At 72.9% G+C, this 13,415-nt stretch carries 14 protein-coding genes; 9 read left to right on the plus strand and 5 right to left on the minus strand.

Translation table 11 applies throughout. The features are described 5' to 3' along the window. From ABZT49_RS31285 to ABZT49_RS31315, 7 genes are all read left to right on the plus strand, one after another. A partial coding sequence (locus tag ABZT49_RS31285) for a transketolase C-terminal domain-containing protein (RefSeq protein ID WP_355292114.1) occupies positions 1 to 638 on the plus strand: 638 nt, incomplete at its 5' end. A 180-nt stretch (positions 639 to 818) separates the two neighbouring features. Then, on the plus strand, positions 819 to 1,871 hold the full coding sequence (gene hpnA, locus ABZT49_RS31290; protein WP_355292116.1) for a hopanoid-associated sugar epimerase: 1,053 nt from the start codon (positions 819 to 821) through the stop codon (positions 1,869 to 1,871). Further along, entirely contained in the window at positions 1,868 to 2,752 is an 885-nt protein-coding gene (gene hpnC / locus ABZT49_RS31295; RefSeq protein ID WP_355292118.1) for a squalene synthase HpnC, read from the plus strand. The genes hpnA and hpnC overlap by 4 nt, the downstream gene beginning before the upstream one ends. Beyond that, positions 2,749 to 3,609, plus strand: coding sequence for a presqualene diphosphate synthase HpnD (gene hpnD, locus ABZT49_RS31300; RefSeq protein WP_355292120.1), 861 nt, complete (start codon positions 2,749 to 2,751; stop codon positions 3,607 to 3,609). Before hpnC ends, hpnD begins: the two co-directional genes overlap by 4 nt. Then, positions 3,606 to 4,907 carry a hydroxysqualene dehydroxylase HpnE gene (gene hpnE / locus ABZT49_RS31305; protein WP_355292137.1) on the plus strand — a complete coding sequence of 434 codons (1,302 nt, stop codon included), beginning with the start codon at positions 3,606 to 3,608 and terminating at the stop codon, positions 4,905 to 4,907. The genes hpnD and hpnE overlap by 4 nt, the downstream gene beginning before the upstream one ends. Before the next feature lie 77 nt (positions 4,908 to 4,984). Beyond that, positions 4,985 to 7,024 carry a squalene--hopene cyclase gene (gene shc / locus ABZT49_RS31310; protein ID WP_355292122.1) on the plus strand — a complete coding sequence of 680 codons (2,040 nt, stop codon included), beginning with the start codon at positions 4,985 to 4,987 and terminating at the stop codon, positions 7,022 to 7,024. A gap of 74 nt (positions 7,025 to 7,098) precedes the next feature. Beyond that, the gene (locus ABZT49_RS31315; protein WP_355292124.1) at positions 7,099 to 8,130 is read left to right on the plus strand and encodes a TIGR03885 family FMN-dependent LLM class oxidoreductase; all 1,032 of its coding nucleotides are present in this window, start codon (positions 7,099 to 7,101) and stop codon (positions 8,128 to 8,130) included. A 71-nt stretch (positions 8,131 to 8,201) separates the two neighbouring features. Here the strand turns inward: ABZT49_RS31315 and ABZT49_RS31320 are convergent, their stop codons facing one another. Then, entirely contained in the window at positions 8,202 to 8,510 is a 309-nt protein-coding gene (locus tag ABZT49_RS31320; protein WP_093570139.1) for a GCG_CRPN prefix-to-repeats domain-containing protein, read from the minus strand. Positions 8,511 to 8,781: 271 nt separating this feature from the next. Further along, positions 8,782 to 9,282, minus strand: a complete 501-nt coding sequence (locus ABZT49_RS31325; RefSeq protein ID WP_355292126.1) for a MucR family transcriptional regulator — start codon at positions 9,280 to 9,282, stop codon at positions 8,782 to 8,784. 330 nt (positions 9,283 to 9,612) lie between these two features. Here ABZT49_RS31325 and ABZT49_RS31330 point away from each other — a divergent pair, with 330 nt between their 5' ends. Beyond that, positions 9,613 to 10,521, plus strand: coding sequence for a L,D-transpeptidase (locus ABZT49_RS31330; protein WP_355292128.1), 909 nt, complete (start codon positions 9,613 to 9,615; stop codon positions 10,519 to 10,521). 14 nt (positions 10,522 to 10,535) lie between these two features. Here the strand turns inward: ABZT49_RS31330 and ABZT49_RS31335 are convergent, their stop codons facing one another. Continuing rightward, on the minus strand, positions 10,536 to 10,760 hold the full coding sequence (locus ABZT49_RS31335; RefSeq protein ID WP_355292130.1) for a hypothetical protein: 225 nt from the start codon (positions 10,758 to 10,760) through the stop codon (positions 10,536 to 10,538). Continuing rightward, complete coding sequence (locus ABZT49_RS31340) at positions 10,757 to 11,284, minus strand: sigma-70 family RNA polymerase sigma factor (RefSeq protein ID WP_355292132.1); 528 nt, start codon at positions 11,282 to 11,284, stop codon at positions 10,757 to 10,759. Before ABZT49_RS31340 ends, ABZT49_RS31335 begins: the two co-directional genes overlap by 4 nt. Positions 11,285 to 11,460: 176 nt before the next feature. On the opposite strand from ABZT49_RS31340, the gene ABZT49_RS31345 reads away from it, so the two are divergent. Beyond that, a complete protein-coding gene (locus ABZT49_RS31345) occupies positions 11,461 to 12,330 on the plus strand; it encodes a methyltransferase domain-containing protein (protein ID WP_355292133.1) in 870 nt (289 codons plus the stop codon). Positions 12,331 to 12,678: 348 nt separating this feature from the next. Here the strand turns inward: ABZT49_RS31345 and ABZT49_RS31350 are convergent, their stop codons facing one another. Next, positions 12,679 to 13,254 (minus strand): glycosyl hydrolase 108 family protein, encoded by a 576-nt coding sequence (locus ABZT49_RS31350; RefSeq protein ID WP_355292135.1) that lies wholly within the window; start codon positions 13,252 to 13,254, stop codon positions 12,679 to 12,681. Positions 13,255 to 13,415 lie beyond the last annotated feature (161 nt).

The following is a 13,415-nucleotide window of genomic DNA, read 5'->3' on the forward strand; positions in this document are numbered from 1 at the left end:
TCGACCTGGCGTATCTGTGCTGCCTGCCGAACATGACGGTGATGGCGGCCTCGGACGAGGCCGAGCTGGTGCACATGGTGGCGACCGCCCACGCGCACGATTCGGGTCCGATCGCGTTCCGCTATCCCCGCGGCGAGGGCGTCGGCGTCGAATTGCCGGAGACGGGCGAGGTGCTGCCGATCGGCAAGGGCCGGGTGATCCGGCGGCCGGAGGGCGCGCGGGTGGCGTTGCTGAGCCTCGGCACGCGCCTGGCGGAAGCGCTGAAGGCGGCGGAGCGTCTGGAAGCGGCGGGGATCGCCGTGACGGTGGCGGATGCGCGGTTCGCCAAGCCGCTCGACGAGGCGCTGATCCTGGACCTGGCGGCGAGCCACGAGGTTCTGGTGACCCTGGAAGAGGGGTCGGTGGGCGGCTTCGGGGCGATGGTGCTGCACCTGTTGTCGTCGCGCGGTGCGCTGGACGAGGGCAAGGTTCGGGTGCGGACGCTGACGCTGCCGGACACCTACCAGGAGCACGACACGCCGGACCGGATGTACGCGGAGGCCGGGCTCGACGCGGCCGCGATCGTCAAGGTCGTCGAGGCGACCCTGCCGGCGCGCGGAGCCGCGGCCGAGCGGGGCGGGCGCCTGCGCCTCGCCTGAGGCACCTCGCCGGGCGGGATGATCCCGGTATCAGGATGCTGATGCGCGGGCGGCACGCCCGCCCGCGATCGATTGCCCGTGCCTTGCGGGCATGTCGCCGGGCTGGCAGAAGCGGCCCGGCTTCCCGATTTGTCACTGCCGGAGACCGGGCCCACCGCCCGAGCCGCCGAGAAGGAACGCATGACCGAGGCCCAAAACCGCACCGCGCCCGGCCGCACCCCGTCCGGCCCCGGATTCGAGCCCGGCCCGGTGCTGATCACCGGTGCCAGCGGCTTCCTCGGTCCGGCGCTGGTCGACGTGTTCCGGGCTGCAGGCTTCCTGGTGCGGGTGCTGGTGCGCGCGACGAGCCCGCGCACCAACCTGACCTGGCCCGACGTCGAGATCGTCGAGGGCGACATGCGCGACCCCGAGGCGGCGGCGGCCGGCATGCGCGGCATGCGCTACCTCGTCCACGCCGCGGCGGATTACCGGCTCTGGGCGCCGGACCCGGAAGAGATCGTGCGTACCAACCGCGACGGCACAAGGGCCCTGATGCGGGCGGCGCTGGATGCCGGCGTCGAGCGGGTGGTCTACACGTCGAGCGTCGCCACCATCAAGCCGCACGATGACGGCACCCCCGCCGACGAGACCCGGCCGCTGACGCCCGAGACCGCCATCGGCGCCTACAAGCGCAGCAAGGTGGTGGCCGAGCGGGTGGTCGAGGACATGGTGGCCCGCGAGGGCCTGCCGGCGGTGATCGTCAATCCCTCGACCCCGATCGGCCCGCGCGACGTCAAGCCGACCCCGACCGGGCGGATCATCGTCGAGGCGGCCAACGGCAAGATGCCGGCCTTCGTCGATACGGGCCTGAACCTCGTCCATGTCGACGACGTGGCGAAGGGCCATCTGCTGGCCCTGCACAGGGGCCGCATCGGCGAGCGCTACATCTTAGGCGGAGAGGACGTGCTCCTGTCGCGCATGCTCGCCGACATCGCCGGCCTCGTCGGGCGAAAGCCCCCGACCGTGCGGCTGCCGCGGGCGGCGGTCTATCCGGTGGCCTTCGTGTCCGAGCTCGCCGCGCGCGTCACCGGCAAGGCGCCGCTCGCGACCATCGACGGCATCCGGATGTCGCGCTACCGCATGTTCTTCTCCGACGCCAAGGCGCGGGCCGAGCTCGGCTACGCGGCCCGGCCCTACCGCGACGGCCTGTCCGATGCCGTCGCCTGGTTCCGTCAGGCTGGATACATCCGATGACCACCGCCACCGAGGCGCGCTCCGGCAAGGGGCACCGCGACGAGAATTTTCCGGTCGCCTCGCACCTGATCCATCCGCGCCACCGCGGCCCGATCCTCGACTTCTACTACTTCGTCCGGGCCGGCGACGACGTCGCCGACAATGCCGGCCTGTCGCCGGAGCGGAAGGTCGCGCTCCTCGACGGCCTCGCCGACGCGCTGACCGGACAGGGCCCCGACGATCCGGAGGCCGCGCCCCTGCGCCGCGCGCTCGCCGAGCGCGGATTGCCGCCGCGCCACGCGCTGGAACTGCTCGACGCGTTCCGGATGGACGCGCACAAATCGCGCTACGAGACCTGGGACGAGCTCGCGCATTACTGCCGCTACTCGGCGGTGCCGGTCGGCCGCTTCGTCCTCGACGTGCACGGCGAGGATCCGGGCCGCACCTGGCCGACCTCCGATGCGATCTGTACCGCGCTCCAGGTGATCAACCACCTGCAGGATTGCGGCAAGGATTTTCGCAACGTCGACCGGGTCTACCTGCCGCGGGAGATCCTGGAGAAGCACGGCGCCCGCATCGAGGATCTGGGGGCCGAACGCGCCACCCCGGCTTTGCGCGCCGTGATCCGGGAGCTGGCGCAACGCTGCCTCGACCTCCTCGAGGAGGGCGGGCCCCTGCCCGACCTGATCGACGACACGCGCCTCGCCATGGAGATCGCGGCGATCCACCGCCTCGCGGTGCTGCTCGCCCGCGGCCTGCTGGTCCGCGATCCCCTTAGCGAGAAGGTCCATCACGGCAAGGCCGCCTTCGCGCTGACGGCGCTCGGTGCCGCCGCCTCTGCCCTCGCCCGGCGGCCGTTCCGCCGCCGCCTCCATCCGGCCCTGCGGGGAGCCCGTCCGTGACCGCCCTCGCCTCCCAGCCCGCCTCGCCGGTCGAGGCCTCGACCGAGGCCCCGGCCCTGCCGGCCGCCGGCTCGTCGTTCTACACCGCCATGCGGCTGCTGCCGGCCGAGCAGCGCGACGCGATGTACGCGGTCTACGCCTTCTGCCGCGCCGTCGACGACGTCGCGGATGATGGGGGCGCCCGCGAGGTGCGCGCGGCCGAGCTCGACCGCTGGCGCGCCGACATCGACGCGCTCTATGCCGGCCGTCCGGTCCCGCGCACGCAACCCCTCGTCGGGCCGGTGCGCCAGTTCGGCCTCCGGCGCGAGGATTTCCAGGCGGTGATCGACGGCATGGCGATGGACGCCGAGGCCGACATCGTCGCCCCCGATTCCGCGACCCTCGACCTCTATTGCGATCGCGTCGCCAGCGCCGTCGGCCGCCTCTCGGTGCGGATCTTCGGCCTGCCCGAGGAGCCGGGCATCAAGCTCGCCCACCATCTCGGCCGGGCGCTGCAGCTCACCAACATCCTGCGCGACATCGACGAGGATGCCGAGCGCGGCCGGCTCTACCTGCCCGCCGAGCCGCTGGCGGCGATCGGGCTGCCGAACCCCACCCCGGAGACGGCGCTCGCGCATCCGCGCCTCGCGGAGGTCTGCGCCCGGCTCCTCGACGAGGCGCAGGCGCATTACGATGCATCCTGGGCGATCATGAACCGCGAATCCCGGAAGGCCACCAAGGCGCCGCGGATCATGGGCGCGGCCTATCACCTGATCCTCGTCGGCCTGCGCAAGCGCGGCTGGGCGGCGCCCCGCGCGCGGGTGAAGCCCGGCAAGCTCGCGCTGATCGGCGTCCTCCTGCGTCAGGCGATCGTCTGATGGGTACGGTTCATGTCCTCGGCGCCGGTCTCGCCGGCCTGTCGGCCGCCCTGCGCCTCGCCAAGGCGGGCCGGCGCGTCGTGGTGCACGAGGCGGCCAAGCAGGCCGGCGGGCGCTGCCGCTCCTATTTCGATCCGGCCCTCGGCCTGACGATCGACAACGGCAACCACCTGCTCCTGTCGGGCAACCGCGACGCCCTCGACTTCCTGAAACTGGCCGGCGCGCCCGAGGGCGTGCTCGCCGGGCCGGACGAGGCCGCCTTCGCCTTCGCCGACCTCGCTACGGGCGAGCGCTGGACCTTGAGGCCGAATGCCGGGCGCCTGCCCTGGTGGGTGCTCGACGCCCGCCGCCGGGTGCCGGGCAGCCGCGCCCGCGACTACCTCGCGCCCTTGGGCATCTTCCGCGGCGCGACGAAGGCCGCGACGATCGGCGAGAGCATGGCCTGCGAGGGCTTGCTCTGGGACCGGCTCTGGCGCCCGGTGCTGCTCGCCGCCCTCAACACCGAGCCGCAGGAGAGCGACGCCGGCCTCGCCGCCACCATCCTGCGCGAGACGCTCGGCGCCGGCGGCAAGGCCTGCCGCCCGCTGGTTGCCGTCGAGGGCCTGTCGGCGGCCTTCGTCGATCCGGCCCTCAAGGCCCTCGCCGAGGCCGGTGCCGAGATGCGCTTCGGCCGCCGCCTGCGCGGGCTCGGGCTTGAGGGCGGGCGCGTGACCCGGCTCGACTTCTCCGACGGGCCGGAGGAACTCGGCCCCGACGATGCGGCGGTCCTGGCCCTGCCGCCCTGGGTCGCCGCCGATCTGATGCCGGGTTTGGATACCCCGCAAAGCCACCGCTCGATCGTCAACGCCCATTTTGCGCTTGCCCCGAAGCCGGGAGCGCCGCTGCTGCTCGGCGTCGTCGGCGGCGTCACCGAGTGGCTGTTCTCCTATCCCGACCGGCTCTCGGTGACGATCAGCGGCGCCGACCGCCTGCTCGACGTGCCGCGCGAGGAGCTTGCCCGGACGATCTGGGACGAGGTCTCGCGGCTCTCAGGGTTCTCCGGCGAGCCGCTGCCGCGCTGGCAGATCGTCAAGGAGAAGCGCGCCACCTTCGCGGCGACGCCGGCGGAAGCCGCGCGCCGGCCCGGTGCGCGCACGCACATCGCCAACCTGGCCTTGGCAGGAGACTGGACCGCGACCGGGCTGCCCTCGACCATCGAGGGGGCGATCCGCTCCGGGGCGACGGCGGCGCAGGTTCTGACAAGTGCCGGCACCAGTGCTCGCACCCGCAGCAACGCTGCGTTGCGCGGAGCCGCTTGACGTCGGGGCCGGCTTCGAGGAACAGCGTAGGCGTGCGCGGCGTTTTGTGCGCTGCGAAAATCTATCGGGATGGCATCATGGGCGGCGGGGCGGAGCCGCCCTCGCACGAGGAAGGCAGAGACACCGTGGGCAAGGTCGAGACGCTGCAACGCAAGAGTACGCAGGACATCACCCTCGACGAGGTCGAGCGGCGGGTGTCGGCCGCGTCCCGGGCGCTGACGCAACTGGCGCATGCCGACGGCCACTGGTGCTTCGAGCTCGAGGCGGACGCCACCATCCCGTCCGAGTACATCCTCTACCACCACTTCCGCGCCTCGATTCCGCCGCGGGAGTTGGAGGAGAAGATCGCCGTCTACCTGCGCCGGACGCAGAGCCCGCTGCATCACGGCTGGGCCCTGGTGCACGAGGGGCCGCTCGACATGAGCGCCAGCGTCAAGGCGTATTTCGCGCTGAAGATGATCGGCGATCCCGTCGACGCGCCGCACATGCGCCGGGCCCGGGAGGCGATCCTGCAGCGCGGCGGCGCGGCGCACGCCAACGTCTTCACCCGCACCCTGCTCGCCCTCTATGGCGAGGTGCCGTGGAGCGCCGTGCCGGTGATGCCGGTCGAGGTGATGCTGCTGCCGCGGTGGTTCCCGTTCCACCTCGACAAGGTGTCGTACTGGGCCCGCACCGTGATGGTGCCGCTCTTCATCCTGCAGATGAAGAAGCCGCGGGCGAAGAACCCGCGCGGGATCGGCGTGCGCGAGCTGTTCACCCAGGATCCGGAGCGGATCCGGCGCTGGCCCTCCGGCGCCCAGGAATCCTCGCCCTGGCGCCCGGTCTTCGCGGTCATCGACGACATCCTGCGGGTGGTCGAGCCCCTGTTTCCGGCCGGGCCCCGCGCCAAGGCGGTCGACAAGGCGGTGGCCTTCGTCAGCGAGCGGCTGAACGGCGAGGACGGCCTGGGCGCCATCTTCCCGGCCATCGCCAACTCGGTGCTGATGTACGAGGCGCTGGGCTATCCGGAGGACCATCCCCTGGTGGTCACGGCGCGCTCGGCGGTCGAGAAGCTCGTCACCGTCAAGGAGCACGAGGCCTACGTCCAGCCCTGCCTGTCGCCGGTCTGGGACACGGCGCTCGCCGCCCACGCCCTGATGGAGGCCGGCGGGCCGGAGAACGAGCGCCAGGCCCGCGCCGCCCTCGAATGGCTGAAGCCCCTCCAGGTGCTCGACATCAAGGGCGACTGGGCGGCCCGCAAGCCGGACGTGCGCCCGGGTGGCTGGGCGTTCCAGTACAACAACCCGCACTATCCCGACCTCGACGACACCGCCGTGGTGGCGATGGCGATGGACCGGGCCCAGACCCGTCTCGGCCCCGGCGAGGGCGGCTCGGACTACACCCACTCGATCGCCCGCGCCCGCGAGTGGATCGAGGGCCTGCAGAGCCGCGATGGCGGCTTCGCGGCGTTCGACGCCGACAACACCTACCACTACCTGAACTACATCCCCTTCTCCGACCACGGCGCGCTGCTCGACCCGCCGACCGCCGACGTCACCGCCCGCTGCATCTCGATGCTGGCGCAGCTCGGCGAGACCAAGCAGACGAGCCCCGTCCTGGCGCGGGCCGTCGACTATCTCCTGGCCGACCAGGAGGAGGACGGCAGCTGGTACGGCCGCTGGGGCATGAACTACATCTACGGGACGTGGTCGGCGCTGTGCGCGCTCAACGCCGCCGGCCAGGACCCGGCCTCGGCGCCGATGCGCAAGGCGGTGGAGTGGCTGGTCGCGATCCAGAACCCCGACGGCGGCTGGGGCGAGGACGCGGCGAGCTACAAGCTCGAATACCGCGGCTACGAGCGCGCCGGCAGCACCGCCTCGCAGACCGCCTGGGCGCTGATCGCCCTGATGGCGGCGGGCGAGGCCGACCACCCGGCGGTGGCCCGCGGCATCAACTACCTCGCCCGCACGCAAGGGGCGGACGGGCTGTGGGGCGAGGAGTTCTATACCGGCACCGGCTTCCCGCGGGTGTTCTATCTGCGCTATCACGGCTACGCGAAGTTCTTCCCGCTCTGGGCGCTGGCGCGCTACCGCAATCTCCAGCGGGGCAACAGCCGCAAGGTCGCGGTGGGGATGTAGCGGGGCGCGGCGCAACCGCGCCCGCCCGGAACGACCGCCCGGGCTCGGGCATTCCCCGGGCCGGGAGCCGCGCGATGACCCTGTACAGCTATCACATCTCCCATGAGCAGTGCCCGCCCCGGGCGCTGCTCGGGCTCGCCCAGCGGGCCGAGCAGGCCGGCTTCGACGGGGCCTTCTCCTCCGACCACCTCCAGCCCTGGTCGCCGAGCCAGGGCGAATCCGGCTTCGCCTGGGCCTGGCTCGGCGCCGCCCTGCAGGCGACGGAGCGCCTGACCTTCGGGATCATCTCGGTGCCGGGGGGCTGGCGCTACCATCCCGTCGTGCTCGCCCAGGCCGTGGCGACCCTCGGGCAGATGTTCCCCGGCCGGGTGCCGTGGGTGGCGCTCGGCAGCGGCCAGGCGATGAACGAGCGCGCCACCGGCGGGCCCTGGCCCGACAAGGCCGAGCGCAATGCCCGCCTGCGCGAGGGCGCCGAGATCATGCGGGCGCTGCTGGCCGGCGAGACCGTGACGCAGCGCGGCCGCCTGACGGCGGTCGACGCCAAGGTGTGGTCGCTGCCCGAGACACCGACCCGCCTCGTGGGGGCCGCCACCAGCGTCGAGACCGCTGCGTGGCTCGGCACCTGGGCCGACGGGCTCCTCACCGTCGGGACGAGCCCGGAGGTGCTGGGGCCGATCGTCGACGCCTTCCGCGAGAGCGGCGGCGCCGACAAGCCGGTCTTCCTCAAGATGGACCTGAGCTACGCCCCCGATCCGGCCGAGGCCCTGCGCCAGGCCCATGCCGAGTGGCGCTTCAACGCCCTGCCGGCCTCGGTCGCCTGGGAACTGCCCCGCCCGGCCGATTTCGAGGCCGCCGCCCGCTACCTGCGGCCCGAGGACATGCACGAGGCGGTGCTGATCTCGCACGACCTGCCGGCCCTGACCGAGCGCATCGCCGCCTGCGCGGCGCTCGGCTTCGACTCGATCGACCTGCACCAGGTCGGCGGCAACCAGGCGGCTTTCATCGACGCCTTCGGCGAGCGGGTGCTGCCGGTGCTCCACGGCCGCAAGGCCCCGGTGATCGAGTTCGACCCGTTCGGGCGCAAGCCGGCGGCGCGGGCCGGATAGACCGTTCGGCCCCTGAACGCGAAAAGGCGCCCGACCGGCCGGTCGGGCGCCCTTCGTCGGTACGATTTGGATCAGTAGCCGTAATAGAAGCGGCGCGGGCCGTAATACGGGCGGCGCCAGTACGGCCGCGGGCCGTAATAGTAGGGGCGCGGGCCGTAGAACGGCCGCGGCCCGTAGAACGGGCGGCAGATGCCGAAGCGGTTCGGGAAGAAGCCCGGGCCGCAGCCGCCGGCCACCTTCGTCACGCCGGTCTCCGGCGCGAGCGCGCCCGCCGCGCCGAGGCCGATCGGGGCGGCCTGCGCGGTCGACGCGAGACCCAGGCTACCGATCAGGCCGCCCGCGACGAGGGCGGCCATCCCGAGCACCTTGACGTGCATCATCGTAGGATCTCTCCTTGGGATGTGAGGGGCGGCCGTGCGGACCGCCCTGCCCCTCCAGGAAAGAACTAACGACCTGAATGCACGATGAGCGCGCCGGGTCGGCTTTCGCTCGCCGCGGATGCGGCTCCTGTGATTTCCGATCGATCGCTTCGGGCGATCCTGCCGGATCGCTTCGCGATGCAGAAATCGGCTTCGCTCAAGCGTGTGAAGCCTCCGGCTTCACCGCGCGGGCTGGTGACACGATGTCCGGAAGAATCTTCCGGACATCGTGTCAGCGCCGCTTTCGGGCGGGCCTGGGCGTCTCCGGCGCCGGCCCGGAGATCACCGGGTCGGAAGCGGCTCGCATCGCCGCGCCGCGCCCGCGACCGCGCCGGCTCTGGCCGAGGCCGGAATTCTTGGCGAGCTCGGAGCGCTGGGCGGCGTAGTTGGCGGCGACCATCGGGTAGTCCGGCGGCAGGCCCCATTTCTGGCGGTAGGCTTCGGGGGTGAGCCCGCGGCCGGCCAGGTGACGCTTCAGCGTCTTGTAGGGCTTGCCGTCCTCCAGGCTGATGATGTGGTCGGGGGTGACCGTCCGGCGGATCGGGACCGGCGGCGTCGCCCGCTCGGGTTCCGGCGCCGGCGCGGCGCCGAGCTGGCTCAGCGACGTGTGGACCGCCGCGATCAGCCCCGGCACGTCCGCTGCCGGAACGGAGTTGTTCGCCACATAAGCCGACACGACGTCGGCGGCGAGCTCGATCAGATCGAGCGACCGGGTGGAGTCATCGTTGGTCATGGCGCACCAGATCGAAGTGACTGGCTCAAGAGGGCACGTGTTGTCGAGGGCGTCAACCACAGGTGATATGCGTAACAACAGATTTCGTCAGTTAGGATACGAAATAGAAAAAGTATCGCACGCGATTGGTGGGTTGGACCCGTCGCGCGCCGGAGGCCGTCCGGCCCGGGCGGCAGCGGGGCCACACCCGTCGGGATATCGTGCTAGCCCGTTGGTCCTGACGGTTTTTTCATGGACCGTGGTTTCCCCTCGTCGGGGAAATGCCCTAGCTGTTGCTGCATTGCGCCATCCGGCGCCCCGTTCCTGTCAGCAGGATCCGCAAGACCTCCCATGACCGACAAGAACCGCCGCTTCCTGGTCGCCGGCACTGCCGCCGGCCTCGCCTCGACGCTGTTGGCGGGCGCGCGCCCCGCCTTCGCCTGGACGGACCAGGATTTCGCCCCGGTCCGGCGCCGGCGCTCTCGCGATCCCGTCCCGGCGGAGGACGGCACGTTCTACGACACGCGGGGACAGGATCCGCGCGGTCAGGCCGCGGACCCGTACTACGGGGGCGAGCCCGCTCCCGCCCAGGCGCCGGAGGAGGATTCGTTCTGGGGCGGCGGCCGGCGCGCCGCGGAGCCGCAGCCGCTGCCGGGCACGGCCGATCCGAGTCCGACCGTCGTCGTCGATGACGGGCCGATCGACTACGCCCGCGCCTACGCGGCACTCGACACCGAGCCGTTCCCGGTCCAGGCCTTCCGCTGGCGCCGGGCCAACCCGTCCTTCCTGCGCCAGGAGGTCGCTTATGGCGGCCGCTACGCGCCCGGCACGATCGTGGTCGATCCGCGGGCGCACCACCTCTACCTGATCCAGGAGGGCGGCCGGGCCCGCCGCTACGGCGTCGGCGTCGGCCGCCAGGGTTTCGCCTGGAACGGGGCGGCCACCATCAACTCCAAGCAGGCCTGGCCGGACTGGTACCCGCCCAAGGAGATGATCGCCCGCCAGCCGGCGCTCGCCCGCAGCGTGTCCAAGCTGCAGAGCGGGCTCGGCGTGCCGGGCGGCCCGCGCAACCCGCTCGGCGCCCGCGCCCTCTACCTGTGGCAGAACAACAAGGACACGCTGTTCCGCATCCACGGCACCACCGAGCCGGAGAGTATCGGCCGCAGCGTCTCCTCGGGCTGCATCCGGATGATCAACCAGGACGCGATCGACCTCTACGCCCGCGTGCCGGTCGGCGCGCAGGTGATCGTGCTGGGCTGACGGCCCCGGCCGGATCAGGGCCGCCGCAGCGCCGGGGCTCCCCCGGCCGCTCCCGGTGGCAGGCCGGCCCCCTCTTCCGCGCGGTCGACCGCCCGCAGCACCAGCCGCCGCAGGGCCTCGGCGTCGCGGGCGGCCTCCCCGACGAGGGCCCGCACCTCCGGCTCGGGCGCCGACAGGATCTCGGCCTCGAGCGCCTCGGTGAGGCGGTCGAGCGCGAGGTCGGGTCGCCACTGGGTCATCGCGGGCCTCCCTCGGAATCGAGCCGCAGCAGCGCGCGGCGCAGGCGCTTGCGGGCGCTGTCGTAGTCGGTCTGGGACAGGCCGTGCCGGGCGCGGATCTCGGCGGCCGCGCGGCCCTGGCCGAGCCCCTCGATGATCCGCAGCACCGTCGCGTCGCCGGAGAACAGCGCCACGATCGCGCCGAGCGCCTGCGCGGCGGCGACCGCCCGCTCGGGATCGGGGCCCTCGCCGTCCGCCGCGTCCGTCTCCTGCCAGGCCCGTTCCCGGGCCTGCCGGCGCCGGAGGTCGTGCTCGATCGAGCGCATGCAGCCGGCCAGGAAGACCAGGACCGGGACCCCCGGCGGCCAGAGCCGCGTGCCGTCGAGCGCCCGCACGATCGCCTCGTGCAGGATGTCCGACCAGTCGATGCCGGGGAGCCGGCGCGCCCGCAGCCGGGCGAGCGCCCGCAGGCGCGCGAGATCGACCGTCGACAGGCTGCGGATCGCTCCCGCGACGTCGCGCTGGTCCGCCTCATCCGTCTCCATCGTCGCCCTGCCCTACGCCTCCCTGCCCCGAGCCTCCTGCGTCATGCGCAGGGCCGAGCCGGAGGCGGACAGGCGAAAACAAAAAATTTCGGCCGGTCCGCGTCCTGGGCGCTCGTGTGCCTCCTCCTCGTGGCCGCGCACCGGCGGCCCGAGAGCGCAGATCGGGAGCAGGCATCATGACACGGGACGCGCGAACCGCCCTCGCACGGCACATCTACGCCCGGCACATCGCCCACGCGGCGGCGCCGGACGAGGCCGGGATGCGGAACGCCCTGGAGACGGCCCTGGAGACGATCCCCCGCGAGCGCTTCCTGCCGCCCGGACCCTGGCACCTGGCCCGGCTGTCCGGCGGCTACGTCCGGACGCCGGACGACGACCCGGTCTACCTCTATCAGGACGTGCCCGTGGCGATCCGGCCGGAGCGGCACCTCAACAACGGGCAGCCCTCCTTCCTCGTCGGCCTGATCGCCCGGGGGCGGCCGGAGCGCGGCATGCAGGTGGTGCATGTCGGCACGGGGACCGGGTACTACACCGCCCTGCTGGCCCGCCTCGCCGGCGAGCAGGGCCGGGTGCTCGGCATCGAGCATGATCCCGACCTCGCGGCCCTCGCCGCCGACGCGCTGGCCGGGCTGCCGCAGGTCCGCATCGCCGCGGGTGATGGCGCCGCCATGACGCTGCCCCCGGCCGACCTCGTCCTCGTCAATGCCGGCGCGGCCCGACCCGCTGAATCCTGGCTCGACGCGCTGACGATCGGCGGGCGGCTGATCCTGCCCCTCACCGCCGGACCACGGCCCGGGACGCCGATCACCCGGGGGGCCGTCTTCCTGATCGAGCGTCGCGACGAGAGGGCCTACGCGGCGCGCTGCCTCTCCCCGACCCTGATCTATCCGTGTGCCGGCGCCCGCGACCCGGAGGCCGAGCATGCCCTGGCGCGCGCGCTGGCGGCCGGCGGCCACGACGACGTCCGGATGCTCCACCGCACGGATGCCCTCCCGGACGACCGATGCTGGCTGCGCGGTCCGGGCTGGTGCCTCGCCTATGGCTGAGAGCATCCTGACGACGCTTCGGGAGCCGGGCCGCGCCCTATGCCGGCGGCCGGACCTTGGGACTCGGGACCGCATCCGCGGTCGCCGGGTCGGCCAGGATCGCCTGGACGCTCGGCACCGTCGCCGCGGAGGCGACGAGGCCGGCATTGCGCCGCACGTAGAGGCCCCAACCGGTGACGAGGAGCGTGACCAGCGCGCCGGTCAGCGTGGTGGCCGTGTCGGCGTCGATCCAGCCGCGCCCGACGGCGATGCCGCCGCCGAACTGCAGTAGGGTGCGCAGCAGCGTGGTGAGCTGATCCTAGTTCATGGCCGTCTCCTGCTGACGTTCGGGGGTGCGAAAGGGGCGCGTCAGGCGGCGACGGGCCGGCCGCAGACGGGACAGGCCGCTGGCGCGGTCGGCTGGGCGGAAGCGGCGTGGAGCACGAGCGCCGCGGCGCGCACCTCCTCCACCCGCCGGCCCCAGCCGCGGCCGAAGCGCGGCCAGGTCGAGAGCGCCCGCAGGAACGCCAGCCGCCCGTCGCACAGGGCGTTCACCAGCGCAGGCACGTCCCGGCCCTGGAGTGCCGCCAGCGTCACCGGGCCGAGCCGGCCGTCATCGGCGATCCCGAGCGCCCGTTGCAGTCCGATCACCGCCCGCTTCGGCCCGCTGTTCACCGCGAAGTCGAACAGCGCGTAATCCAGACCCGTCGGCAGCGCGTCGCCCTGGATCGCGTCCCAGAACCGACGCTGGTAGAGCGGTGCCACCGAGGCCGGAGTCAGCGCCCGCACCTCGGCCCGCGTCGCCGGCCGGCCGAGCCACAGGCTCAGCGTGCCGATCGTCACCCCGAGGTTGGTCGCCCCGCCCGGGTCGGCCGGGTCGTCCGACCATCCGCCCTCATGGGTCAGGACGAGCGGAAGCGCCCGCTCGAACGTCGTCGCGGCCATGGGTCTCTCCACGATGTGCAAGGGTGTCGCGTCGCGCCAGCCGGTCGGCCCGGGCGCGCCTCAAGCGCGGTTGGAGGGCGCCTTCAGAGGGTGGCAGCCTGGCGCCACAGCGCGTCCAAAGCCGCCGCGTCGTAGCCCAGCGCCGCGCCGAGCTGCGCCAC

The sequence above is a fragment of the Methylobacterium sp. EM32 genome, assembly GCF_040593685.1.
Lineage (GTDB): Bacteria > Pseudomonadota > Alphaproteobacteria > Rhizobiales > Beijerinckiaceae > Methylobacterium.

Bases quoted from the DNA above. Each gene is read 5' to 3' on its own strand.
- ABZT49_RS31315 (WP_355292124.1), top strand. From the start codon at position 7,099: ATGACCCTGTACAGCTATCACATCTCCCATGAGCAGTGCCCGCCCCGG.
- shc (WP_355292122.1), top strand. From the start codon at position 4,985: ATGGGCGGCGGGGCGGAGCCGCCCTCGCACGAGGAAGGCAGAGACACC.
- hpnA (WP_355292116.1), top strand. From the start codon at position 819: ATGACCGAGGCCCAAAACCGCACCGCGCCCGGCCGCACCCCGTCCGGC.
- ABZT49_RS31320 (WP_093570139.1), bottom strand. From the start codon at position 8,510: ATGATGCACGTCAAGGTGCTCGGGATGGCCGCCCTCGTCGCGGGCGGC.
- ABZT49_RS31350 (WP_355292135.1), bottom strand. From the start codon at position 13,254: ATGGCCGCGACGACGTTCGAGCGGGCGCTTCCGCTCGTCCTGACCCAT.
- ABZT49_RS31345 (WP_355292133.1), top strand. From the start codon at position 11,461: ATGACACGGGACGCGCGAACCGCCCTCGCACGGCACATCTACGCCCGG.
- hpnC (WP_355292118.1), top strand. From the start codon at position 1,868: ATGACCACCGCCACCGAGGCGCGCTCCGGCAAGGGGCACCGCGACGAG.
- ABZT49_RS31330 (WP_355292128.1), top strand. From the start codon at position 9,613: ATGACCGACAAGAACCGCCGCTTCCTGGTCGCCGGCACTGCCGCCGGC.
- ABZT49_RS31335 (WP_355292130.1), bottom strand. From the start codon at position 10,760: ATGACCCAGTGGCGACCCGACCTCGCGCTCGACCGCCTCACCGAGGCG.
- ABZT49_RS31340 (WP_355292132.1), bottom strand. From the start codon at position 11,284: ATGGAGACGGATGAGGCGGACCAGCGCGACGTCGCGGGAGCGATCCGC.
- ABZT49_RS31325 (WP_355292126.1), bottom strand. From the start codon at position 9,282: ATGACCAACGATGACTCCACCCGGTCGCTCGATCTGATCGAGCTCGCC.